Genomic DNA, 22,679 nt, shown 5'->3' on the forward strand with positions numbered 1-22,679 from the left:
GATCCGTGCCGACCAGGCAGGAGGCTCGAACCATGGCCCGACGCCACCTCATCGACCGCCGCGCCCTCATCGCGCCCGCGGCGCTCGTCGCTCTTCTCGTCACGTTCGGCACCGGCGCGCAGGCGCCCGCCGCCTCCGCAAAACACGACGCCGATCCGACGTCGCCCGTCGGCTTCTGGATCACGGTGGACGACAAGACCGGCGATCCGAGATCCGTCATCCGCATCTGGAAGAAGAGCGCGAGGCTCTACGGCACCATCGTCAAGCTGATCGACCCCAGGGGCGGGAACCCGAACCCCCGCTGCTACAGGTGCCCGGGCGCTCTGCGGGGCAAGCACGTCGTGGGCATGACGATCATCAACGGGCTCGCGCAGGACGGCGGCGAGTGGAGCGGCGGCACGATCATCGACCCCGAGTCGGGCAAGACCTACAAGATGTACATCCAAGTGATCAACGGCGGGAAGAAGCTGAAGGTGCGCGGCTACCTCGGCATCGCGCTCCTCGGACGCACGCAGTACTGGATCCGCGCCCGGTGACTTGTGCCGCGGACACCTCCGCGTCGTCCCTCTATTCCTCGCGACGTCATGTGATAGGCTGCACGGCGTCATGGCGGTTTGCGGCAGGAGCTTTTCACAGACGATGCACGGCGCGTGCAGGCGGCTCGGTCTGGTGGCGGCGCTCGTGGTCGCCGCGGCCCTCTCGTGCTCGCGAGAGGTCGCGAAGCCTGTCCACCGAACCGGGATCGTGGCCTATGCCGGCGACACCGTGCTCGCCAGGCACATGAACCACTACGTGACGGAACACGGCACGAAGGCACCGCTGGCCGGCATTCGAGGCCTCCTGGCCGGCGCGGACGCGGCGGTGGTCAACCTCGAGTCCATCCTCGCGTCCGGTGGGGGCATGACGGGCAAGCCAGGCGGCTACGCCTGCCACTTCAGAGGTCGGCCCGAGCTCGTGGAGGTGCTGACCGAGGCGGGGGTCGACGTCGCGCTCACCGCCAACAACCACACCTCGGACTACGGGCCGGTCGCGCTGCTCGAGCAGCTCCGGATCCTGCGCAGCGCCGGCATCGCGCCCATCGGCTCGGGCAAGGACCTCGACGAGGCCACGGCGCCGGTATTCGAGAAGGTCGGGGACGCAGTGGTGGGCTTCATCGGCGTCCACTCGACCTCTGTGCGCGGCGTCGCTGGACCGAACAGCGCCGGCGTGAACTTCGTGCGCACCAACAGAGATGTGGAGAATTCGATTGCGCGAATTCGCGACCAGGTGAGTCGTGCGCGTCGCTACGCCAACGTCGTTCTCCTCGTCGTCCACTGGGGGGCGCCCGACTCGAACCCCGTACCGACGAAGGAGCTGGTGGCGTTCGCCCACAGGGTCGTCAAGGAGACCGGCGTCGATGGCATCCTCGGATCGAGCTCGCACGTCATGAGGGGTGTCGAGGTGGTGGACGGAAGGCCGATCGTCTACGATGCGGGCAACTTACTGGTCGACTGGCCGGCAAGAGGTGGAAACAGCCGCTGGGTCCATCAAACCGCGATCATGCTCCTGCACGTCGACAGGCGCGGGGTTCGCAAGCTGGAGGCGATCCCGATCCGGCTCGGCCAGTGCGAGGCGATGCTCGCGAATCCAACGGACGCGGTGGTCGCAGGGCAAATCCTCGACAGGCTGCAGCAGCTCTCCCTGCCGTTCGGCACGGCGTTCCGGCGCGAGGACGACCGGATGACGCTCGTGTTCGAACGCCCTCCGCCGCCAGCGCCGAAGAAGCGGTTCCGCTTCCCGGTTCCGCCACCCGCGACGCTGCCCGACCCGAGCTCCTACGCACGCCCCTTGGCGACCAGCGTTCCGCCGACCGCGATCCCGGCGCGGTATGTGTTCGAGAACGGGTTGACGTTGCTCGGATACGAGCTGCCCGAGACGGTCGCCCCGGACCACGGGTTGAACATTACTGCCTACTGGACCGCCGCCGAACCGATCCTCGAGTCCTACTATTTCGACTACCAGGTGCGATGCGCCGAGCCCCCGGCGGCGCCGGGCAAGGGGGAAAAGCACAGGAAGGACACGCCTGGCGCGAAGGCCGGTGTGGTGAAGTGCGGGGCGACGTGGAAGGATCCCCACCAACCCGGCGACTGGATGTACCCGACGAGCAGGTGGCGGGTGGGCGAGATCGTCGTGGATCGGTTCTTCGTGCGGCGCCCCCCCACGAGTGGCGCCGGTCCTCACGACGTCTTCGTGCGGGTCTACCGCGGCAACACCCCGCTGCGCGTGGCTTCGCCACTCGAGTCGGCCGGGGCGGACGAGATCGCCCTCGGCCGGATCCTCGTCGAGGAGTAACGGCTAGGCGCGCAGCAACTTCAGTTTCGAGAACGCAATGGAGAGCGCGACGAACACGGTCAGGCCGAGATAGACGACCGCGGCCTGCTTCAACAGGCTGTTGAAACCGACCTCGACCATGAAGGTGATGGCGTAGTTGGCACCTATCACGGATGCCAGGGTGCTCACCCCGTAGGTGATCGGCACGACGTCCCCCAGGTCGTGCTTGACGAGGCTGGTGACCGCGAACGGATAGAACAGCCCGAGGCAGATGCCGACCGGGAACACGGCCAGCGCGGCCAGGACCAGCTTGACCGGCGTCGGCAGCCCGATGAGGTGAACGTTCATCGCGTCGACGAGGAAGATCGAACCGAACACCAGGAACGCCGCGACCACCGGCACGACCCGCATGTCCAGCCGGTGACGGTATCGCTGCGACAGACGGCTCCCGACTCCGCCCGCGAGGAGGAAAACGCTCAGCACGACCGCCATGCTGAGCAGCGGCACCTGCAGGAACAGCTCCAACTTGGCCATGAGGGCGATTTCGCAGAGCATGTACGACAGGCCGGTGGCCAGCAGAAAGAAAAGGACCGACGCCGGCAGCCTGGTCCTGCGCGGGACGGAGATTCCGACGATGAGCAGCAAGGACACCAGCGTGATGATCAGGAAGGTGGTGATCCTCACCCAACCGAGGAAGTTCTGTTTCCCCTCCTCTGGATTCAACGAGTACTTTTCGAGAGCGAGACCCTCGAAATAGGGCTTGTCGTCGGTGAGGATCTTGCTGTCGCCCACGGGGTCGTTGACGAGGGCGGCGATTCCGGGATTGCTTCCCCGGTATCCTGGAGCATAGCGAACGCGGTACTTGCCGGGCTTGCAACGCGAAACGATGTCGTCCACCTCCTTGGGGGTGAACTCTGACCAGGAGAAGAACATCTCGGTATTTCCGCGATCAGGGCTGCGGACGATGATGACCCGCTTCCCGAAATCGCGCCCCCCCAGGCTCTCGTAGGCGGCGCGCAGCATCGGTATCCGCCCGAGGGCATTCTTGTGATAGATGACGAAGACGCCATTCTCTTCGAGCCTTTTCAAATAGAGGACGTACGCCTCGACGGAATCGAGATACTTCCTGCTATAGACCGTGAGGCGCTCTCCGGTAGCCGCGTCGCTTCCCATGTAGATCAAATCGAATTTGTCTTCCCCCTCCGCGAGGAAATGTCTTCCTTCCTGGATGACGAGATGGATATTGGGCAGGCTGAGGAATTCCGGGATACGGTAGTCCTCCAGCACGTCTGATTGCAGCACGAGGTCCCGCACCAGGGGGTTCAGCTCGACGCCGGTGATGTCGGAACGCCCTCCCGCAAGCTCGTTGAGGCGGATCATCTCCGCCCCGCACCCGGCGAACATGACCATCATCGTGCGAGCTTTGCGCCCTATGATGAACGGCGCGTTCATGGTGCTCAGCTCGTCGCTCGGTCTCACGTTGGCGGGAATGTAGCGCCAAACGTGGACGTTGCTCCGCGCGTTGTCGTGCTTGACGGCGTAGTCGACGCGGCCATTTCTCTCGGTGGCGGTCAGCGCGACCCTCGAGAACTCGTTCCAACGGTGCGCCAACTGGGTGACGTGGACCTCGGGATCGGGCTCGAAGCCGGAAACATCGAAGTTTTCCTCCGCGTGCACCATGAAGAACCGAAAGCCGAAGCAGAGCAGCACCAGCAACGCCGCCACCGCAAGCCTTCTCACCCGGGTCATCGGCCGAAAGATCAGTCCCAGAACGGAAAGACAGACGACCACGACGAAAAGCACGTCGGGGAGGTCGAAAAAATGAAACAGCAATGGCGTGACGAAGCACGCCGTGCTGGCCCCCCAGAGATCCGCACTATAGATCTTGCCGATGTTCTCCCTGTTGATGAAGTAGGTCACCGCCAGGATGCGGCCGGCGAAGTAGAACGGCACGATGGTTGTGGCGATGAACACGAGGGTCTTGCACAGGTAGAACAGGCTCAGCGCATTGGCCCTCGACTCGGAATAGACCGGGAAGAGGTAGAGGAAGACGGAGAACATGGCCGCGAGAGACAGTGCAGTGACGACGATGAAAAGAAGCGTGTATCGTGGCACATCGAAATTCTCGATGATGCGTCGGTTGAGATGGGCGTGGAAGCTTCCGAGGGCGAGGCCGAGAAACGTGATGGGTATTGCGATGTAGGAGTAGCTCTGCCCGAGGTGAAAGCTGGCGATCTTCGAGAGAATCAGCTCGAGCATCAGGCAGCACAAGACCGTCAGAAAAACCAACAGGGTCTGGGCGCGGAAATTCGTCAATTTCGTCATGATTCGATGCTTCTAGGAGGTTTCATCGTACTGTGCAATATGATCTGGCCGCTCTTCCTCACCTGCCAGGGCCCAAAAAAACTGAGATGGCGCGTGAAGCAGAAGAGACTCCCGCCGGTTTCTTGACCCCGCCGCGGCCCGCGTTCTAGGTTCGAGGCATGAAGCGGCCCAGCCTCATCCCGGGGATCGCCCTCATCGTCGGCCTCGTGCCGGTCGCCGTCTCCTGCGGCGACCCGCTCAACGACTACCGAGACTGCGTGAAGGTCGAGAAGGCGCGCTGCGCGCTCCGCGAGAAGTGCGATCACTCGTTCGACCAGGCCACCTGCAACGCGTACTACGAGGAGCTCTGCCGCACGCGCGAGATCGACGGCGAGACCGGGAAGAGCGCCACGGACGCCGAGGTCGACGCGTGCGTCGCGGCGATAGAGGGGCTCGACTGCGCGATCCTCGAGAGCGCGCTCGACCAGGGGATCGACGAGACCGATCTCATCGATGCCTGCTCCTTCGCGCACCCCAAGGTCGATGAGGACGCCGGCGACACGGACACGGCGGACGCCGGCTGATCCGACCTACAAAGAACACCTTCAACGGGCGCTGTCGCCTCCCTGGCGGCGCCCGGGTTTGATCGTTGCGCAAAGGCCCGGATCGTCGCAATCTACCCGCGATGAATAGCGGCTCCCGACGGAGGGTCCAAGCAACGCCATGACCGCGCGCAGACACACCGACGTCCTCCTCGCGGCGCTTATCGCGGCGCTCGTCCTCACCGCGGCGCGCGCACCCGCCGCGCAGCCGCCCGCGGCGCCGGATCGTCTCAGCGCGGACTTCACGATGGAGCGCAAGCTCGTCGTGCTCTCCGACACGATCTCGTCCTCCGGCCGGCTCGTGCTCGGCGGCCCCGGCCGCATGCGCTTCGAGATGACAGCGCCGTCGCGCTCCATCCTGGTCATCGACGGCGACAAGGGGTGGATCCGCTACCCGGACATGGGCGTGACGAAGAGCTTCGATCTCGGCGCGGACCCCGTCATGCGCGTCCTCTCCGAGCACCTGCTCGTCCTCACGTCGGGCGACTTCGCCAAGGCCGCGGCGTACTACGCGGTCGCAGGCGGTGCCAGTCCGAGCGAGAAGCGGCTCGTGCCGAGGCAGGCCGAGATCAAGGCGCTGTTCTCCGAGATCCGGGTCGCGATCGGGACGAACGGGGTCGTCTCCTGGGTCGAGCTCGTCTCCGCCGGCGGCGACACGACCCGGCTCGTGTTCAAGAACGTGAAAATCAACCCGCCCGTCGACGCCTCCCTGTTCGACAAACCGTGACCCTATGACACCCAGGATCTACACGCGGACCGGCGACAGCGGCACGACCTCGCTCGCGGACGGCGCGCGCGTCGGGAAGGACGAGCCGCGCATCGCGGCGTACGGGGCGATCGACGAGGCGAACGCCTTCGTGGGCGCGGCCCGCGCCTTCTCGGACGACCCGCGGCTCGACGAGCTCCTCTCCTTCCTGCAGCACCGGCTCTACAACTGCTCGTCCAACGTCGCGTGCTCGAGCCCGGCGAACGCGGCCACCTCCGTCTCCGACGACGACGTCGCCGCCGTCGAGCGCGCCATCGACGAGCTCGAGGAGCGGAGCGGCGCGATCCGCGGGTTCGTGCTCCCGGGCGGCGGCCGCGCCGCGGCGTTGCTGCACGCCGCGCGTACCGTGTGCAGGCGCGCGGAGCTGAGCCTCTGGGCGCTCGCAGAGGAGGAGGAGGTTTCGGAGAACGTCCTCAAGTTCGTCAACCGCGCGTCGGATCTGCTCTTCGCGGCCGCGCGCTGCTCGAACCACGCAGAAGGCCCCGGCGACGTCCTGTGGGACAAGGACGCGCCTTTCCCTAGTTGAATTTCCCGTCCTTCAGCCTCCGCAGCTCCGCGACGATGAGGAACGTGACGATGACGAGGAGCGCCCACGAGCTCAGCTTCATGAGGTGCACCGGGCTCCACTCGCCCTGCTGGTGCGGGTAGACCCAGGCGCCGAAGAACGTCGCGATGTTCTCGGCGAGCCAGACGAACAGCCCGATGCAGAGGAACGCGATCGGCGCGCGCATCACCCGCACGCGGCCGCGGATCGCTTGGAACCGGATCTCCGTCCGCCAGGTGGCGGCCACGACGATCGCGGCGAGCGCCCAGCGCATGTCGGGCAGCGCGTGGTGCGCGAAGAAGTTCCCGTAGATCGCGGCGCCGAGCGGGACTACGACGCGCGGTCGGGGCCAGCCGACGAGCGCGAGATCGAGGCGGCGCCAGGCCTGGATCATGTAGCTCGCGACCGACGCGTACATGAAGCCGGAGAAGAGCGGCACGCCGCCGACAGAGCACGTCGCCGGTTCCGGGTAGCTCCACGATCCGGCGTGCACCTTGAACAGCTCGAGCCCGAGCCCGAGCAGGTGGAAGACGCAGATCACCTTGAGCTCGTCGAACGTCTCGAGGCGCAGCGCGACCATCAGCGCCTGGAACGCCACACAAGACAGGAACAGGATGTCGTACCTCGGGAGGGGGAGCGCCCCGGCCGTCTTCGTTACCGCGAGCATGCCGAACACGAAGGCCGGGAAGGCGCACGAGAGGGCGTTCTTCAGGCCGAACGCCCAGAGCTCGGCGACGCCGTCGCGGAGGGCCGCGCGCGAGAAGATCGCCGCTCTGGTCGGGTGGGTCACCCCTCACCGACGCGCCGGTCCGAAGAAAAATTTCCCCGTTCGGTCCTCGCCTGCGTCAAGCGCGGCCGGCGATCCTCCAGCCCGATCGCCCCGATTTCTATTCCGGGGTCTCTTCAGGCAGGGGTTTGGGGGCAACGTCGGGAGCTGGCGTCGGCGCCGGCTCCGAGGACAGGATCGTCGTCTTGAACTTCGTGGCCGACACGACCGCACCATAGCCGGTAATCCGCGTGCAGTTGCTCCAGCCGAGGAGCCAGAACATCGCGCCCTGCTCGACGGTGACCACGTCCGGCGACCACGCCGCCTTCTTGGTCAACCGCTCGAGCGCGGTCTGCATGCTGTCGTCGCCGACCGGGATCGCGTAGAGGATGTGGGAGGAGCAGGTCTTGCCCTCCGCCAGCTTGACGAGCCGCCTGCCCTTCAGCTCCTCGCTCCCGAACATCGGCCCGCCGATCTGCACGGGCTTGTAGACGCAGCCCGGCGCGATCGATGCGATCAGCCCCGCGACGACGAGCAGCCCGAACGCGCGACGTTTGGCATCCATGTCCACCTCCTCGATGACTCCGACTCTAACACCGTGGCGGTGAAAAAAATTTTCAAAACGCACGCAACTTTTCGAGTCTCGATGCACAAATGGGTATAGGTATCAAGGTACACAACGAGGGAGGATCAAGATGTACAGAGTTCTCATTATCGGCTTGGCGCTCTTCGCCGGCATCGTCCCCTTCGGCTGCGAGGGCGAGGACAACACCTTCAACCCCTCGGACGCGGACAGCGACGGCGACTCCGACTCCGACAGCGACTCCGACAGCGATTCCGACTCCGACTCCGACAGCGACTCCGACGGCGACTCGGACGGGGATTCCGACGACTGCTCCGAGGCCTCGAAGTTCATCTACACGGTCGATCAGGACAACATGTTCTACAAGTTCGATCCGACCGCGTCGGCCGACACCGCGTTCCAGCAGGTCGGCTCCGGGCCCCTCTCCTGCGCCTCGGGGGGGCAGCCGTTCTCCATGGCCGTGGGCCGCGACGGGTACGCGTACGTGCTGTACGTCGGCCCGCTCGTCGGCGCGTGCATCGGGATCAACCAGGTGGACATCGAGACCGGCGCGTGCGTCGGGCTGATCCCGTTCACCTGCAACACGTCCGGGTTCGACACGTTCGGCATGGGGTACGTCACCGACGACGCGGACACGACCGCGGAGAAGCTCTACGTCGGCAACGCGGCCTTGCCCGCGCAGCTCGCGACGCTCGACGTGACGAACGGCGCGGTGAGCGTGATAGGCAGCCTCGCGTCGGCGGGCCCGGAGTTCACCGGCAACGCCCTCGGCGAGCTCTGGGGCTTCTTCCCGAGCGCGGCCACGCCGACGATCGCGCAGATCGACAAGGCGACCGGCCAGATGGTCAGCGGCGAGACGTACCCGCTCTCGACGCTCTCGAACGACGCCAACGCCTGGGCGTTCGCGCACTGGGGAGGCGCCTACTACGTCTTCTACAAGACCTTCACCGACGGCTCGACCAACGTCTACAAGTTCCAGGACGGCGCGCTGACCACGCACTTCGCCAACACCGGCAAGTACATCGTCGGCGCCGGCGTCTCCACCTGCGCCCCGACCGTCATCGAGTGATCCGCTCGACGAGCCCCTCCAGTTGTCTGGCCGCGCGCGCCATGGCGACGGGCTCGCCGGCCCAGCGCGCCCGCCACAGGAGGTTGTGCGGCGTGACGGTCGGAGGCACGAGCTGCACGACCTCGACGCGGTAGCCGCCGGCCTCGAGCCGGAGCGTCCGCTCCGCGTCCACGAGCGCGTTCTCCACGCGGCGGCGGATCTCGGCGTGTCGGCAGAGATCGGCGCGCGCGACGGCGTCGGCCGCGGCCCGCGCGAACGGGATCTCTGCGCCGTAACAGCAGGGGACGAGCAGGAGGAACCGGGCTCGTGCGCGCACCGCCGCGTCGATAATCCGATCCGCCGCGGGACCGCAGGCGTGGAGCGCCACCGCCGCGTCGGGGCGATCGGGCCACAGCGCGGGATCCCCGACGTCTCCCTCGCGGATCCGCACCTCGGCTCGCCGCACGAGGCGCTCCGCCGCCGCGTGGCACGCGCCCACCCTGCCCTCGTCGCGCTCGATCACGACGAGGCGCTCGAAGCCGAGCAGCTCCGCGGCGACGAGCCCGACCGGCGCCTTGCCCGCGGCCGCGTCGACGAGGAGCCCGCCTTTGCGCACGCGGCCGAGCTCGGCGAACATCGCGCGCACCTCGACGCACTTCTTCTCGTCCTCCGTCCGGAGCCCGCAGCCCTCGGCGCCGATGAACAGCCTTTGCAGCGCGTCGCGGATCTCCTCGAGCGTCGGGACGGCTGAGCGGCTCACGGCGACTCCGCCTCGCCGTTCTTGGATCCGCCGTGGCGCGGCCGGCATTCGACCGCGTCCGGACGCCTCGTCGGCCTGCGCCAGATCGCGCGGGGCAGCGGCGACATGTGCCCGTCGCGGTGGCGCACGCCCGGCCGGAACAGCGGGAGCGGATCACACACCAGCCCGCCGTACAACATCTCGAAGTGGACGTGCGGCCCGCGGCTGATGCCGGTGGAGCCGACCTCGGCGATCACGTCGCCGCGCGCGACGAGCTGGCCGGCGGCGACCTTGAGCTTCGAGTTGTGCCCGTAGAGCGTCACGACCCCGCCGGAGTGGACGATCATGACGAGGTTGCCGTACCCCTTCACGCCGTCGTCCGCGTAGCCGACGATCCCGTCCGCGGCGGCCCGGACGTTCCAGCCGGTCTGGCCCGCGATGTCGACCGCGAGGTGCCGGCCGTTCTCGCCCGAGCCGAAGCCGCGCACGAACCATCCCTTGGCCACCGGCCAGCGCAGCGTCCCCGGGAGCCGGTCCTTGCCCCCGCCCGCCGCGCTCGCCCACCGCGCCTCGGGCTCCCCGCGGAGCAGCGCGCTCGCCGCGACCCTCGTGCCGAGCCCCAGCCGTTCGGCGCGCGCACGGGCTCGCTGGTGCCCGGCCGGCTCGGGCTTGCCGGCCGCGAGCGCCGCGCTCGCGCCGACGGCGAGCGCCGAGACCAGGATCACGAGCAGGAGGGAACGGAGCCGCATGGGCGGACTATACCACTTTTTGACGGTGTGAACTTTGGTAGTATAATGTGGGATATGTACGGAGGTTTCCATGTGCCCCAACAATAGACGGAACGGAGACAGAAAAGCTGCAGGGATGCCGATTTGCGAGATCGTAGGGGACACGCTCGAGCGCATGCTCGACAACTTCTAGGGAGCCTTCGCCTCTATCGCCCGGCAGATCGCCTCGCGCGTCTCGTCGAAGCCCGTGACGTCCACGGATCGCACGAAGCTCCACGCTCCGCCCTTGTGCTCGAGCACGGCCACGAGCCGCGCCGCCCTGTCGACGAGCGCGATCGCCTCTCCGTCGCCCTCCCCGTAGCGCGCGCCGACCTCGAGGATCACGACGTCGCGCTGGACCGCCGCCGGGCCGCTCGCGACGAGCTGCGGGTTCGCGACGGACGACCGGAGGACGAGGTGCCGAGTCCTGCCGCCGTCCTCGTACGGCAGCCGCCTCTCGACCCGCTTCTCGCCGAGCCAGATCTTGCGCGCGCCGTCCTCGCCCTCAAGCTCCGCGACGTTCGCCTTGAGCACGTCGCCCGCCCACAGCCCCTGCGCCACGCGGGTGGCGACGAACCGCGGCGCACGGAGCAGCCCCTCGAACGCGGCGGCGAAGATCCGCTCCATCTCCGGCCCCGAGAGCGCGCGATCCGGCGCCGGCCCGACGCACGCCCTCTCGCCGGCGGACGCCGCGGCGGACTTGCCCTCCGCGTCCCAGCGCGCGATCGCGTCCCCGAGCCCGGACGACGGCCCGCCCGTCGCCAGAGGATCCTCGACGCCCGCGTCGAGGAGCGGCGGCGACGAGAGATCCATGGCGTCCGGCGTCGCCCCGCAGGCCAGCGCGAGGACGGCCGCAGCGCACACCGCCGCGAGGCGCGCGCTCACTTCGCCTTCCCCACCGACCGCCAGCCGGTCGGACGCGTGGCGAGCCGCACGTTCTTGCGCAGCTCCGACACCGGCTCCACGACGTAGAAGACGTCCGGGTCGATGCCGCGCGCCGTTCCTATCAGGCCGGGCACCTTGCGCCGCTGACAGGTCGTGAGCAGCATCCGCACCGGTCCGTCGCGCCCCTCGCCCGTGAACACCGTCACCGCCTGGCCGCGCTCCCGGATCGCGGCGGCGATCTCCTCGCCGTGGGTCTGGGAGATGATCTGGAGCATCTGCACGCCGATCGCCAGCCGCCGCTCGATGACGATCCCGACGCCGTTGCCGGCGGCGAACCCCGCCGCGTACGCGACGAGCAGCACCGGGTTCTCGCTCACGCCGCCTATCACCTGCGCGACGACGGTGATCCACGTGAGCACCTCGAAGAAGCCGAGGAGCACCGCGGTCGCGATCCGCCCGTGGATGAGCGAGATCGTCCGCACCGTGCCGAGCGACACGTCGACTATCCGCAGCGCGAAGATCAGCGCGGCCGCGACCGCCAAGTTCCCCTGGAAGATGTCCTCCATCCAGACCTCACATGCCGGCCACGAGCCACGCGGCCCCGACCGCGAGCGCGACGATCGCGTCGACGCCCTTGATGATGACGAAGTGCCGCCGCGAGTGGGCGAGCATCGGCACCATGCCGTGCCCGTCCTGGACGATGCAGTTCGCGAGCAGGATCCCGAACGGCAGCGCGCCCTCGGCGAACAGGGTGACGAAGACGAGGTGCGGCCCGGACTGCGGGATGAGGCCTATCGCCACAGCGGCGACGAGCACCATGTACTTGTTGCCCGCGACGGCCGACTCGAGATCGATGAAGTGCTGCAGCACGGCGATCGCCCCGAGCGCGCCGACGGTCCACAGGAAGATGCGCGGGACGTGCGTCTTCAGCACGTGGTGCCAGAGGTGCTCCTCGAGGAAGTGGTCCGACACCGTGACGAGGATGAGGAGGCCCACGACCGACAGCGTGACGAGCGTCACCCACTCGAATCCGACGCCGCCGTCGCCGTGGCCACCGCCGTGCCCGCCCCCGTGCTCGCCCACGAGGTCGCCGGTCCCGAGCAGATCCAACTGGCCCGCCACGAGGAAGAGCACGAACAGGAGGACGCTGACGCTCAGGATCGCGCGGATCGGGGTCGGGTGCAGCCACTGGTCGCGCAGCCGGCCCCCGAGCGACCGGGAGTCCGCCACCTCGTGCTCGTGCATGTGGAAGTCGCAGTCCGGCCCGTCGGCGCTCGCCGGCCTTCGCGCCGCGAGCCGCGCGGCGACGGCGTCCACCGCGTAGCCGACCAGGACCCCGAGGACGAACAGGCCGGCGAACGTGGCGAGCGCGCGCTCCGGGAACAGCGCGATCATGACGAACGCCTCGTCCCCGCAGGTGGCGATCATGCACGCCACGACCGCGCCCACCGACACGCGCTTGTGCGAGAACAGGCTGACGACCGCGAACGCGCCGACGCACCCCGGCGTCGCGCCGAGGAAGCCGCACAGCAGGTACTGCGCGAAGCGGCCCGTCGAGAGGCGCTGCATCCACGCGCCGCGGGAGACGACGTTGAAGTGCTCGATGACGAGGAGCGTCATCACCACGAACGCGGTGATGGTCAAGGACTCCTCGAGAACCTCCCACGCCTCGGCGATCATCTCAGTCCAGCTCCAGGTAGGCGAGCAGTATAGTCTTCCTGCCGAACGCGGGGAACTGGACGTCCACCTTGATCTTGTCGCCGGGGTGCACCGACACGACCGTGCCCACGCCGAACCGCGGGTGGCGCACCGTGAGCCCCGGCGCCACGGGCGCCGCCGGCTCGGACTGATCGAGGCTCCTGTCGATCCAGACCTCCCTCCGGCCGCCCGCCGCCGGCCGCGCGGCGGAAGGGCTCGGCCGCGCGGGCCTCGCGGCGCCGGAGAAGGGTGTCACCTCGGGCCGCCGCGGCGACAGATCGACGACGATCTCCGGCGGGATCTCGGCGAAGAAGCGCGACGGCGGGTTCGTGCGGCTGCCGCCGAACAGGCGCCGCGTCACGGCGCGCGTCAGGAAGAGCCGACGGCGCGCCCGGGTCATCGCGACGTAGCCGAGCCGCCGCTCCTCGGCCGCCGCGTCCTCGCCGTCGCCCGGCGCCCCGAAGGCTTCGTCGGCGCGACGGAACGGGAACAGCCCCTCCTCGAGCCCCGTCACGAACACGACGTCGAACTCGAGCCCCTTGGCGGCGTGCACGGTCATGAGCGTCGCCTCCTCGCCGTCGAACCGCGCCGCGTCCACGTCGGTCTGGAGCGCGACGAGCTCGAGGAAGGTCGCCAGCGTGGGGCTCTCCGCCTCGGCCTCGAAGTCCTCGATCGAGCCGAGGAGCTCCTGCACGTTCTCCATCCGCGCGTCGGCCTCGGCGTTGTCCTTCGCCTCGAGCCGCCCGACGTACTCGGTCTCGGCGACGATCCGCCGGGCGAGCCGCGCGGGCCCCGCCTCGGCGTCGGCCCGCCACGCGTCCACCGTCGCCCGGAACGCCGCGAGCCGCGCGAGCGCCGCGCCCCCGAGCTCCGCCGCCGCCGGGTGCGCGATCGCCTCGTACATCGAGATCCCGTGGCCCGCCGCGATCGCCGTGAGCCGGTCGAGGGTCGTCTTGCCGATCCCGCGCGGCGGCGTGTTCACGATCCGCACGAACGCCGCGTGATCCGCCGGGTTCTGCACGAGCCGCATGTACGCGAGGACGTCCTTCACCTCGGCGCGCTCGTAGAAGCGCATGCCGCCGACGACGCGGTGCGGGATGGACATCGTGCGGAAGACCTCCTCGAAGACGCGGGACTGGGCGTTCGTGCGGTAGAACACCGCCTGCTCGCGCAGGGGGAAGCCGTCTTGGACGAGCTCCTTCAGGGCCCGCGCGACGAGCCGCGCCTCCTCGCGCTCGTCCGGCGCCTCGATGACGCCGATCTTCTCGCCCTCGTCGTTCGAGGTCCACAGCTCCTTCGGCCGGCGGCCGGCCAGGCGGCTCACGACGCCGTGCGCCGCCTTGAGCACGTTTCCCGTCGAGCGGTAGTTGCGATCGAGCGTCACGGTGCGGGCCCCGGGGAAGAACCGCTCGAAGTCGAGGATGTTGCCCACGTCCGCGCCGCGCCACGAGTAGATCGACTGATCGTCGTCGCCGACCACGCAGACGTTCCCGTGCGGCGTGAGGAGCCGCACGAGCTCGAGCTGGACGCGGTTCGTGTCCTGGAACTCGTCGACGTGCACGTAGTCGTGCAGCCCCGCGATCTCCGCCGCGAGGCGCTCGTCCGCGCGCATGCCGACCACGATCCTGTAGAGGAGATCGCCGAAGTCGAGCGCGTTCGCGTCGCGCATCCGCCGCTCGTAGAGGTCGTAGATCTTCTTCACCCGCGCGCGGTAGAAGTCGCCCTCCGGGTAGTCGGCCGGCCCGACGAGCTCTCGCTTCGCGCGGTTGATCTCGTGCTGCAGGGCGCGCGGCGGGAACTGCTTCTCGCCGAGCGCGAGCTCCTTGAGGACCCGCACGAGCATCGCCTTCTGATCCTGGTCGTCGTAGATCGTGAACCGCGGATCGACGCCGAACCGCTCGCCGTACCGCCGGAGGAGCTTGGCGCAGGAGGCGTGGAAGGTTGCGACCCAGCAGCCCGCGCCCCCGTCGATGAGCGTCTCGACTCGGTGGCGCATCTCGCCCGCGGCCTTGTTCGTGAACGTGACGGCCATGATGCGCCGCGCTTGCACGCCGTGGTTCGCGACGAGGTTCGCGATGCGGTAGGTGATGACGCGCGTCTTGCCCGAGCCCGCGCCCGCGATCACGAGCAGCGGCCCTCGCACCGTGCTCACCGCCTCGGCCTGTCGCTCGTTCAGCTCGCTCGCGAAGTCCCGCATGCGGGCAGCACCTTAGCGACGAAGGAACGATGGAGCAAGTGGGACAGAGGAAGTAGGACTACTAAGACAGGTGGGACAAGTGGGATTGCGGGGTCCCACCTGTTCTAATTCTTCGTGATCTTGACGATGAGGTAGTCGACCTGGCCGCACTTCTCGAGCTTGATCTCGCCCATTCCCTGGACGCCGAGCGGCTTGGTCTTGCACTCGCCTATCAGGTCCGGGTTCACCGCGTCCTTGTCCCACACCATGAAGTTGATGAAGTCCGTGTCCTTGAGCGTGAGCCCGCCGCTCTCGTTCCACACCGGGTAGTAGTTCTCCTTCTTCACGCTCGTCGTGATGAAGGGAGCCTGGGACAGGTAGCCGTTGAACCACGCCTCGACGTACGCGTCGACGTCCTTGCCGTCCACTGCGGCCGCGGCGCCCGCGAGCGCGCCGAGGATGCCGCCGCTGCCCTGCTTCGGCGCCGCGTCCCACTCCTTGCCGTCCTTCTTGGTCTTCTGGATCTGCGCCTTGACGATCTCGACCGTGTACTGCGCCTTGGGCACGTTCACCTCGGCCTTGCCGCCGCCCGTCGTTCCGCCGCCGGTCGTGCCGCCGCCCGCCGCGTCCTTGGCCTTGACCCCGATCTCGAGCGAGTACACGAGGCCGAAGCCGTCCTCGGCACCGAAGATGACCGCCTTGCCGCCGCCGGAATTGGCGCGCTGCACGAGCGGCACCTCGACGCGGCCGATCTCCTCGTCGCCGTCGTCGTCCGCGTCCCAGAGGCTGATGGCGCACACGTCGCGCTCGTCGAGGCTCATCGTCTTGTTCTCGTAGGTCCACGTGGGCGCGATCTTGTTCTTCGCCGCGCCCTTGTTCGTCACGTGGCCCTGGCCGTGGCCGCACCGAATGTGCACGAACACGTCGGGCAGCGCGTCGGTGCCGCCGGCTACGCCGACCGCCATCTGCAGCACCTTGGCGGGCGTGTCGAACGCGCCCTGCGACGTGGGCGGCAGCGCGCCGAGCTGGCCGACGGCCGTGCCGATCGCCGTCTGGGCCTTGCCGTCGCACTCGTCCCAGCACTCGCCGGTGCCCTTGGCCGGCAGGACCTGCGCCTTGCGGATGGAGATGAGGTAGTCCTTCGTCGACCTTCCGCTGAAGTCGTTCGCCGGCGCCGGCGGGAAAACGGCCGGCCCCTTGGCGGGCGTCTCCGAGCCGGTGTCCGCGGGCTCGGAGCCGGTGTCCGCGGGCTCGGAGCCGGTGTCCGCGGGCTCGGAGCCGGTGTCCTCGCCGCTCGTATCGCCGGCGATCTCCTCTTCGTCGCCCGCGTCGACGCCCGCGTCCGCGTCCGCGGCCGTCTTGTGCTTCGGCTTCTTGCTCCCGCAGCCGGGGGCCGCGAGCGCCAGGGCCAGCAGCGCGATCAATGATGCGAAGACGAAAAATCCTAGACGTTTCATAGCCACCTCGTTCTCCCGTTTGGGTTTGCCGCTCAATTTATATGAGCACACGGCACGACGTGCAAGCGCGGAAGGAAACGGAGGGTCACACCCCCGCCAAGGAGTCCGCGCCCCCGTCCGGGACCCCGCCGTCGCCAGCCCCGCAGTCGGTCTCCCACGGACACGTCGGGCACTCGCACTCGCCCGGGAAGAAGCTGTAGAAGCACGAGTCCTCGACGTTGCAGCACTCGTCGATCTCGAGGTCGACGCCTTCGCACGGCGTCAGCGGGGTCTCGGTGCCCGTGTCGGAGTCGGATCCCGTGTCCTCGCCAGCGTCGCCCCCCTTGGCGAAGTCGTCGAGGAACAGGCCGCACGCGGAGCACGAGAGCGCGGCGACGGCGATCGACAGGGCGAACGCGCGCATCCTCAGAACCTCCATGCCAGGGTCGCGCCCGCGGCGTCCGGGCCGAGCGACGGAGCGAACGCGACGGCGTCCGCCTTGGCCTTCGCGGGCCGCGCGAACACGGCCAGGATGAGAACACCGACCGCGGACGCCGCCACGCCGCCGGCGACGAGTATCGTGGACGTCACGGCCAGGCGATCGCGCGTGTCGATGTCCGCGTGGTACGCCGGAGAACAGGAGCCGCCGTCGCACGCTCCCTGCAGCTCCTTGTTCAGGTGGATCGCGACCCCGCCCGTGACACCGCCGCCGACGAGCAGGGCGACGCCGGCGCCGAGGGTCCACCACCCGTGGACCGCGAGCTTCGCCTTGTCCAGCTCCTTCTTGGCGGCCGCCGCCTTGATCTTGGTCAGGAACTGCGCCCGGCACAGGACCTTGCACTCCTTGTAGCTGGTTGCGGCGGCGCAGAGGGGGAGCCCCTTCTTCACGGGCGGCTCCGAGACCGCGACCACCTCGGCGTCGGTCGGTGCGGCCTCCTCCGCTGAGGCGGCGGGCGGCGCAGTCGCGGCCTCCTCCTCCTGGCAGAACGCCGGCGCCGCTCGGAGAACGGCCGCCGCGACGATCGCTACGGGCCAGGTTCTTGCGTCGAGAGCCACTCGGACCTCCACTCGCCGTGTCCTCGAGCATAGCGCGGTCGGCGGCCCGGACACAACGGGCATTGCGGGCGTCACCCGCGCTCGCCGGGTTCCTTCCAATCCGTCGTGTACGCGATCCCTGCCGGGATCATGCACAGGAACCGGCACTCGACCGCGCCCCGGTTCTCGTACCAGTGCGCGCAGCCGGGCGGGATGTAGATGAAGTGCCCGGCGCCGACGGTACGCGCGGCGCCGTCGAGCGAGATCGTGAGCTCTCCCGCGAGCACGAGCTGCAGGTGCTCGATCTCGGGGTGGCCGTGCTCTGGGATGCGCCCGCCGGGCTCCAGCGTGAACTCTCGCATGTGGAACCGCGGCATGCCGTCGTCGGGGCCGAGCAGGACGCGAATCCGGGCGCCCCGGGATCTCTGGACCTCCCGTGCGGTGACCGCGCGCGTCTCCCCGATGATGGGCGTCGACAAATTTACTGTATTTACGGTCATTTAATACCTGCTATTCCATGTTGTACTTCAACTTCAATCCGTTCGATCCCGGCGTTCCAGGCCCCCCGCCCAATCCCCCGCCCAATCCGCCGCCGCCCAATCCCGGACCGAGCTTCAGCCCGTCCGAGCCGAGCAGCGACGGGCCGGCCTTCTTGTCCATGTTGAGCTCGAGCTCGCCCGCGAGACCGCCGCCCCCGCCGCCGGCCCCGGCGTCCGCCGCGCCGTCGTCATCGCTCGCGTCCTCTCTGGAGTAGCCGAACATCTGCTCGATGACCGCCGCGACCTCCTTCGAATCGGAGAGGGCGAGCGCCCTGTCGAGCGTGGCGCGCATCTCGTCGAAGCGGGCGGTCGCCGCGTAGATCTGGGCGAGCCGCACGAGCGACTCGAGGTCCTCGCCCCCGAGCCGCACCGCCTGCTGCCCCTTGGCGATCGCCTGGTCGCCGTCGTGCTTCGCCGCGTAGTAGCCGGCCCACCCGAACGCCACCTCCGGCGAGTCGGGGGCCAGCCGCTCGGCCGTCCCGAGCTCGCTCTCCGCGGCCTCGAGCTCGCCGCGCATCAAGTACACGCCCGAGAGGAACACGCGCGCCCGCACGTAGTCGGGCATCTTGGACAGCGCCGCCTCGAGCTCGCTCTTGGCGCGATCCCCCATCGGCTGGACCGCCAGCAGCACCTCGGCGAGGTTGACCCGGGAGACCGGATCGTCGCGCCGCTTGATCGCCTTCTCGAACTCCGCGATCGCCTCCTCGCCCGCGCCGCTCGCCAGGAAGATCAGGCCGCGGCCGCTGCGGAAGAGCGCGCAGCCGGGATCGAGCTTGATGGCGAGATCGTTCAGCACGAGCGCCTCGGAGGTCTTTCGCGCCGTCAGCCGCGCGAGCGACTTGTGGGCGTAGAACGGCCCGACGGCCGCCTCGTCGCCGAGCACGAGGAGATCGGCCCGTGCGGCCTTCCCGGTCCGCAGCTCGAACGGATCGAACAGTGGCGGCGGCTCCTTCGGGGTCCCCCTGCCGAGCGTCACGCCGTACCGGCCGAGCTTGCCCGCCTGATCCGCCGGCGCCTTGCGACCCTCGAACGAGAAGATCTGGGCCAGGTGCGCGTCGACCTCGACCGCGCGCGCCGCGGCGAGGAGGAGGCACGCGAGCTCGTAGCTCGTCGCCTGGTACGGCTTCTCCTGCGCCCCCTCGAGCGCGGCGAGCAGCGCGTCCGCGGTCATCGGATCCTCGATGCGCGGCGTCCGCTGCTGGTGCTGGGTCCACCTGCCCTGCTTCTTCATGTCGGCCAGGGCGGAGACGAGCGCCTCGAGCGCCTCGGCGTCGTCGCGGCCGTCGACAGCCCTCTCGGCGAACGCACGGATCCGCGCGGTGATCTCGAACGGCAGCACGACGTCGGCCTCCGGCACGCCGGCGCGGACCATCGCGGCGCGCAGGAGATCGCCCTCGAGCGGCTGCGCCCCGTCGCCGTCCCCCATCCCCGAGATGTACGGGTACGTGAGGTACGCGCCGACGCCGAGCGCGACGATGATCGCCGCGATCAGCCAGCGATACCGCCGCCGCTTCTCCGGCGCGGGCGCCTTGGGCTCCCTGGCCGCGACCGGCTCGATCTCGTGGATCCCGAGGCACCGGGGACAGCGTGGCTTGTCCGCGCCCTCGTGCTCGAAAACATGATCGCAACTGACACATCTGTATTTCATTTCATTGACCTCGCCACCGGGTTTACGGGACCCCACCCGCACAAGTCAACGCCTGAACCTCCCGGCTATTTCGAAGCGCCCGATTCCGTAGCCCTTGACGCGGCGCGCCCGCAGCGGATAACTCGTCGAATCGTGACCGCGCGCACCGAATCGACCTGCCCGCGCTGCGGCGCCGCGGTGGACCCGCTGCGCGCCGGCGCCGTGAGCATCGTCGGCGGGCGCATCATCCACTTCTGCTCTCCCGAGTGCCGCTCGATCCACCTGAACCGCCCCGATCCGTCCGAGCCGGCGATCGCGGTGGAGCCGCCGGCGGTCGCGTCCGAGGAACATCGCCCCGAACCGGGCGCGGAGGCGCCGCCGCAGCTCGAGGGGGAGCCGTTCGCGCCCACGATCGCGGAGGACCTCCTGGCCCCGCGGCGCGGCCCCTTGAACCTCCTCGCGAGCCACCTCGCGCCTCTCGCGATCGAGGCGGCGGTCCTCTGCGGGCTCGCCGCGGCCGCAGCGCTCGTGCCGCCGGCGCTGCGCGGCCTCCTCGCCGCGGGCATCGCGGCCGTCGGCGTCGTCGCGAGCGCCGTCCTCGGCGTCCTGCGGGCGCGCCGTCAGGGTCTCTACCGTGTCGCCGAGTCGATCGCGCCGCACGTCGCGGCGGCGCTCCTGCTGACCGCCTCCGTCGCCGGCTCCGGCTCCCGATACCCGCTCCTGTGCGCCCTCGCGGTGCTGATCGCCGAGCGCGTCGGTCGCGCCGTCGAGATCGTCGGCCGCCGGCGCTCGGGGGTTCTCGAGGTGGCGGCTGGCGCGCGCCTCGGGCTCGTCGCCGACGAGTGGCGCGACAACTCCTCCACCGCGGCGCTCCTCAGGCGGGCGGCGCTCGTCCTCGGGTGGGCGCGGTTCCCGTTCGCCGCGGCGCTCGCGCTCGCGCTCCGCGCCGCGGGCCTCCTTTCGGCGGAGGACGCGCTCGCCGCCGGGGCGGTCGCCCTGATCGCCTTGAACACGCGGGCTCTCCGGCTCGCGACCGGCGACGTCCACCTGGCCGTCGCCCTCGCCGCGTCGCGGAACGGGATCGCCGTGCGGGACGCGAACGCGGTCGAGCGCATCGGCGCGTCGCGCATCGCGATGTTCATGGCGCGGCGCACTCTCTTGGCGAAGGAGCTCCGGGTCGTCGACTGGCGCGTCGTCCCCGGGCTCGACGCGAGCTCGGTGGCCGCGCACCTCGCGGCGCTCGAATCGAAGATCGCGGGGCGCTTCGCCGAGCCGATCGCGTCGTTCGCGTCCGGCCGCGCGTCGCAGCCGCTCCCCTCGGTCGATCGCGCGGAGCTGATCCCCGGCGCCGGCGCCGTCGGGGCCGCGGCCGGCGGGGAGGTGCTCTGCGGCACGCGCCGCCTCCTCCTCGACCGGTGCGTCTCGACCGCGGAGCACGAGCCCTGGGCGTCGGAGGTCGAGGCCTCGGGGAGGCGCGCCTTCTTCGTGGGGATGGGGGGCCGCGTGGCCGCTACGTTCGCGATCGAGGAGGAGCCCCTGCCGGTCGCCGGCGAGGTCGTGCGCAGCCTCGCGCTCCAGGGGCTCGAGCCGGCGATGGCGAGCTCGGCCGAGGTGGACGCCGCACGGGCGCTCGGCGCCCGCCTGGGGATCGAGCGGGTGCACTTCGAGGTGAGCGAGGCGCGGATAGGCTCGGTCCTCACGGACGTCGCGTCGGCCGGCGACACCGCGATCCTGCTCGGGCACGGGCCGGCGTTCGAGGAGGCCCTGCGCACCGCGACGGCGGCCATCGCGCTCGGCGGCACCGGCCCCACGCTGGCGGACGCCGACATGGGAGACCGCGGGCTCGACGCGGTGCCGGCCGTCATCGCCGCGGCGCGGAGCGCGCGCGCCAGCATCCGCTGGAACGTCATCGGGCTGTCGGCAGCCCTCGGCGCGGGCGTCGGCCTCTCCGCCACCTGGCCGACCCCGGGCGCGGCGGTCGTCGCGGCGGCCATCGGCGCCGCCGCCGGCGCGGCGTGCACCGTCAACCGGCCGTACCCGCTGCTCGGGCGATGGGCGCGCGCGATCGCGCGGCGCCTCGACAGGATCTCCCGCGCCCTCGGAGCGAAGCGCCGGTAGCCCGGCGCGCGTTACGGTGTCTGCTGGAAGGGCTTGGACGCCCGGAAGATCGAGCTCTTTCGATCGAGATCTCCGCTCCCGCCGCCGCCGAGCCTCGCGCCGCCCTCGCCGGCGCTCCACACGCACCGGCCGTCCGCCTCGGTCGGCGACTCGGCGTCGGCGAAGCCGAGCCACTTCGCCGCGTCGACACAGGAGAGCTCGGAGGGAACCTGCTGCTCGAGCTCCACCGCGACGTCCGCGTCCCCGTAGCGGATCCGCAGGTTGGCGGTGTAGCGCGTCCAGCCCTCCTTCGCCTCCTTGCGCATCGCGGCCCTCTCCTCTTTCGACTCGGGCTTCACGGGGGACACGAGGGTCTCGATGTCCGCCCGGCTCTTTCCGAGCAGCTGCGCGATCGGCATGGAGGGTATCGCGCCCCAGGGAAGCGCGAGCGAGAGCGTACCCATGCCCGGGCCGTCCGGCGAGGCGTCCGCCGTGTCCCGCGCGCCAGCGTCGGCGCCGTCCTCCGCCGCGGGGAGCGGGCGCAGATCCACGTCCTGCGCCTCGGAGGCCTCATGGTACTCGGGCGGCGGTCGCATCCCGCACGACGTCGCCCAGACGACGGCGGCAGCGCAGAGGATGACGTCGGCGCGCCCCGAAAAACTGGAAATCATCTTGAAGCTCCTCCTCGCGGATCGCCCGCCGATCCGCGCCCGAACATACCCCAATCGACGCGAAATGCCATGGGCCATTCAACGGC

At 69.5% G+C, this 22,679-nt stretch carries 22 protein-coding genes; 7 read left to right on the forward strand and 15 right to left on the reverse strand.

All coding sequences use genetic code 11. The features are described from left to right. The first annotated feature begins 32 nt into the window (after positions 1-32). Positions 33-536 carry a DUF2147 domain-containing protein gene (locus M0R80_18630; GenBank protein MCK9461650.1) on the forward strand — a complete coding sequence of 168 codons (504 nt, stop codon included), beginning with the start codon at positions 33-35 and terminating at the stop codon, positions 534-536. 103 nt (positions 537-639) lie between these two features. Beyond that, complete coding sequence (locus tag M0R80_18635) at positions 640-2,331, forward strand: CapA family protein (GenBank protein ID MCK9461651.1); 1,692 nt, start codon at positions 640-642, stop codon at positions 2,329-2,331. A 3-nt stretch (positions 2,332-2,334) separates the two neighbouring features. Here M0R80_18635 and M0R80_18640 read toward each other — a convergent pair whose 3' ends face one another. Beyond that, entirely contained in the window at positions 2,335-4,635 is a 2,301-nt protein-coding gene (locus tag M0R80_18640) for a hypothetical protein (protein MCK9461652.1), read from the reverse strand. Between the two features lie 158 nt (positions 4,636-4,793). Here M0R80_18640 and M0R80_18645 point away from each other — a divergent pair, with 158 nt between their 5' ends. From M0R80_18645 to M0R80_18655, 3 genes are all read left to right on the forward strand, one after another. Then, the gene (locus tag M0R80_18645) at positions 4,794-5,198 is read left to right on the forward strand and encodes a hypothetical protein (GenBank protein MCK9461653.1); all 405 of its coding nucleotides are present in this window, start codon (positions 4,794-4,796) and stop codon (positions 5,196-5,198) included. Positions 5,199-5,337: 139 nt separating this feature from the next. Next, positions 5,338-5,943, forward strand: coding sequence for an outer membrane lipoprotein carrier protein LolA (locus tag M0R80_18650; protein MCK9461654.1), 606 nt, complete (start codon positions 5,338-5,340; stop codon positions 5,941-5,943). Positions 5,944-5,947: 4 nt separating this feature from the next. Continuing rightward, on the forward strand, positions 5,948-6,508 hold the full coding sequence (locus M0R80_18655) for a cob(I)yrinic acid a,c-diamide adenosyltransferase (protein ID MCK9461655.1): 561 nt from the start codon (positions 5,948-5,950) through the stop codon (positions 6,506-6,508). On the opposite strand, the gene M0R80_18660 is transcribed toward M0R80_18655, so the two are convergent. Continuing rightward, positions 6,501-7,316: a DUF817 domain-containing protein gene (locus M0R80_18660; GenBank protein ID MCK9461656.1), complete on the reverse strand. Its 816-nt coding sequence runs from the start codon at positions 7,314-7,316 to the stop codon at positions 6,501-6,503. The two genes, M0R80_18655 and M0R80_18660, sit on opposite strands and share 8 nt — an antisense overlap. Before the next feature lie 97 nt (positions 7,317-7,413). After that, positions 7,414-7,857: a hypothetical protein gene (locus tag M0R80_18665; protein ID MCK9461657.1), complete on the reverse strand. Its 444-nt coding sequence runs from the start codon at positions 7,855-7,857 to the stop codon at positions 7,414-7,416. Between the two features lie 130 nt (positions 7,858-7,987). Here M0R80_18665 and M0R80_18670 point away from each other — a divergent pair, with 130 nt between their 5' ends. Next, positions 7,988-8,944 (forward strand): hypothetical protein, encoded by a 957-nt coding sequence (locus M0R80_18670; GenBank protein MCK9461658.1) that lies wholly within the window; start codon positions 7,988-7,990, stop codon positions 8,942-8,944. On the opposite strand, the gene M0R80_18675 is transcribed toward M0R80_18670, so the two are convergent. The 11 genes from M0R80_18675 to M0R80_18725 all read right to left on the reverse strand — a co-directional run bounded on the left by M0R80_18675 (position 8,934) and on the right by M0R80_18725 (position 19,846). Next, entirely contained in the window at positions 8,934-9,683 is a 750-nt protein-coding gene (locus M0R80_18675; GenBank protein MCK9461659.1) for an SAM-dependent methyltransferase, read from the reverse strand. The two genes, M0R80_18670 and M0R80_18675, sit on opposite strands and share 11 nt — an antisense overlap. After that, complete coding sequence (locus M0R80_18680; protein ID MCK9461660.1) at positions 9,680-10,411, reverse strand: M23 family metallopeptidase; 732 nt, start codon at positions 10,409-10,411, stop codon at positions 9,680-9,682. The genes M0R80_18675 and M0R80_18680 overlap by 4 nt, the downstream gene beginning before the upstream one ends. 168 nt (positions 10,412-10,579) lie before the next feature. Further along, positions 10,580-11,314: a hypothetical protein gene (locus M0R80_18685; GenBank protein ID MCK9461661.1), complete on the reverse strand. Its 735-nt coding sequence runs from the start codon at positions 11,312-11,314 to the stop codon at positions 10,580-10,582. Further along, positions 11,311-11,880, reverse strand: coding sequence for a DUF5698 domain-containing protein (locus M0R80_18690; protein MCK9461662.1), 570 nt, complete (start codon positions 11,878-11,880; stop codon positions 11,311-11,313). The genes M0R80_18685 and M0R80_18690 overlap by 4 nt, the downstream gene beginning before the upstream one ends. 7 nt (positions 11,881-11,887) lie before the next feature. After that, on the reverse strand, positions 11,888-12,994 hold the full coding sequence (locus M0R80_18695; GenBank protein ID MCK9461663.1) for a putative manganese transporter: 1,107 nt from the start codon (positions 12,992-12,994) through the stop codon (positions 11,888-11,890). Between the two features lies 1 nt (position 12,995). Beyond that, on the reverse strand, positions 12,996-15,209 hold the full coding sequence (locus M0R80_18700; GenBank protein MCK9461664.1) for a UvrD-helicase domain-containing protein: 2,214 nt from the start codon (positions 15,207-15,209) through the stop codon (positions 12,996-12,998). Positions 15,210-15,313: 104 nt separating this feature from the next. Continuing rightward, complete coding sequence (locus M0R80_18705; protein MCK9461665.1) at positions 15,314-16,645, reverse strand: C2 domain-containing protein; 1,332 nt, start codon at positions 16,643-16,645, stop codon at positions 15,314-15,316. Positions 16,646-16,730: 85 nt separating this feature from the next. Continuing rightward, entirely contained in the window at positions 16,731-17,048 is a 318-nt protein-coding gene (locus M0R80_18710; protein MCK9461666.1) for a hypothetical protein, read from the reverse strand. A 2-nt stretch (positions 17,049-17,050) separates the two neighbouring features. Next, a complete protein-coding gene (locus M0R80_18715) occupies positions 17,051-17,680 on the reverse strand; it encodes a hypothetical protein (protein MCK9461667.1) in 630 nt (209 codons plus the stop codon). 71 nt (positions 17,681-17,751) lie between these two features. Further along, positions 17,752-18,159, reverse strand: a complete 408-nt coding sequence (locus M0R80_18720) for a cupin domain-containing protein (GenBank protein MCK9461668.1) — start codon at positions 18,157-18,159, stop codon at positions 17,752-17,754. Between the two features lie 10 nt (positions 18,160-18,169). Next, positions 18,170-19,846: a tetratricopeptide repeat protein gene (locus M0R80_18725; protein ID MCK9461669.1), complete on the reverse strand. Its 1,677-nt coding sequence runs from the start codon at positions 19,844-19,846 to the stop codon at positions 18,170-18,172. A 132-nt stretch (positions 19,847-19,978) separates the two neighbouring features. On the opposite strand from M0R80_18725, the gene M0R80_18730 reads away from it, so the two are divergent. Continuing rightward, positions 19,979-21,943 carry a hypothetical protein gene (locus M0R80_18730; protein MCK9461670.1) on the forward strand — a complete coding sequence of 655 codons (1,965 nt, stop codon included), beginning with the start codon at positions 19,979-19,981 and terminating at the stop codon, positions 21,941-21,943. Between the two features lie 11 nt (positions 21,944-21,954). Here M0R80_18730 and M0R80_18735 read toward each other — a convergent pair whose 3' ends face one another. Then, the gene (locus M0R80_18735) at positions 21,955-22,593 is read right to left on the reverse strand and encodes a hypothetical protein (protein MCK9461671.1); all 639 of its coding nucleotides are present in this window, start codon (positions 22,591-22,593) and stop codon (positions 21,955-21,957) included. Positions 22,594-22,679 lie beyond the last annotated feature (86 nt).

The sequence above is a fragment of the Pseudomonadota bacterium genome, from assembly GCA_023229365.1.
GTDB lineage: Bacteria > Myxococcota_A > Polyangia > JAAYKL01 > JAAYKL01 > JALNZK01.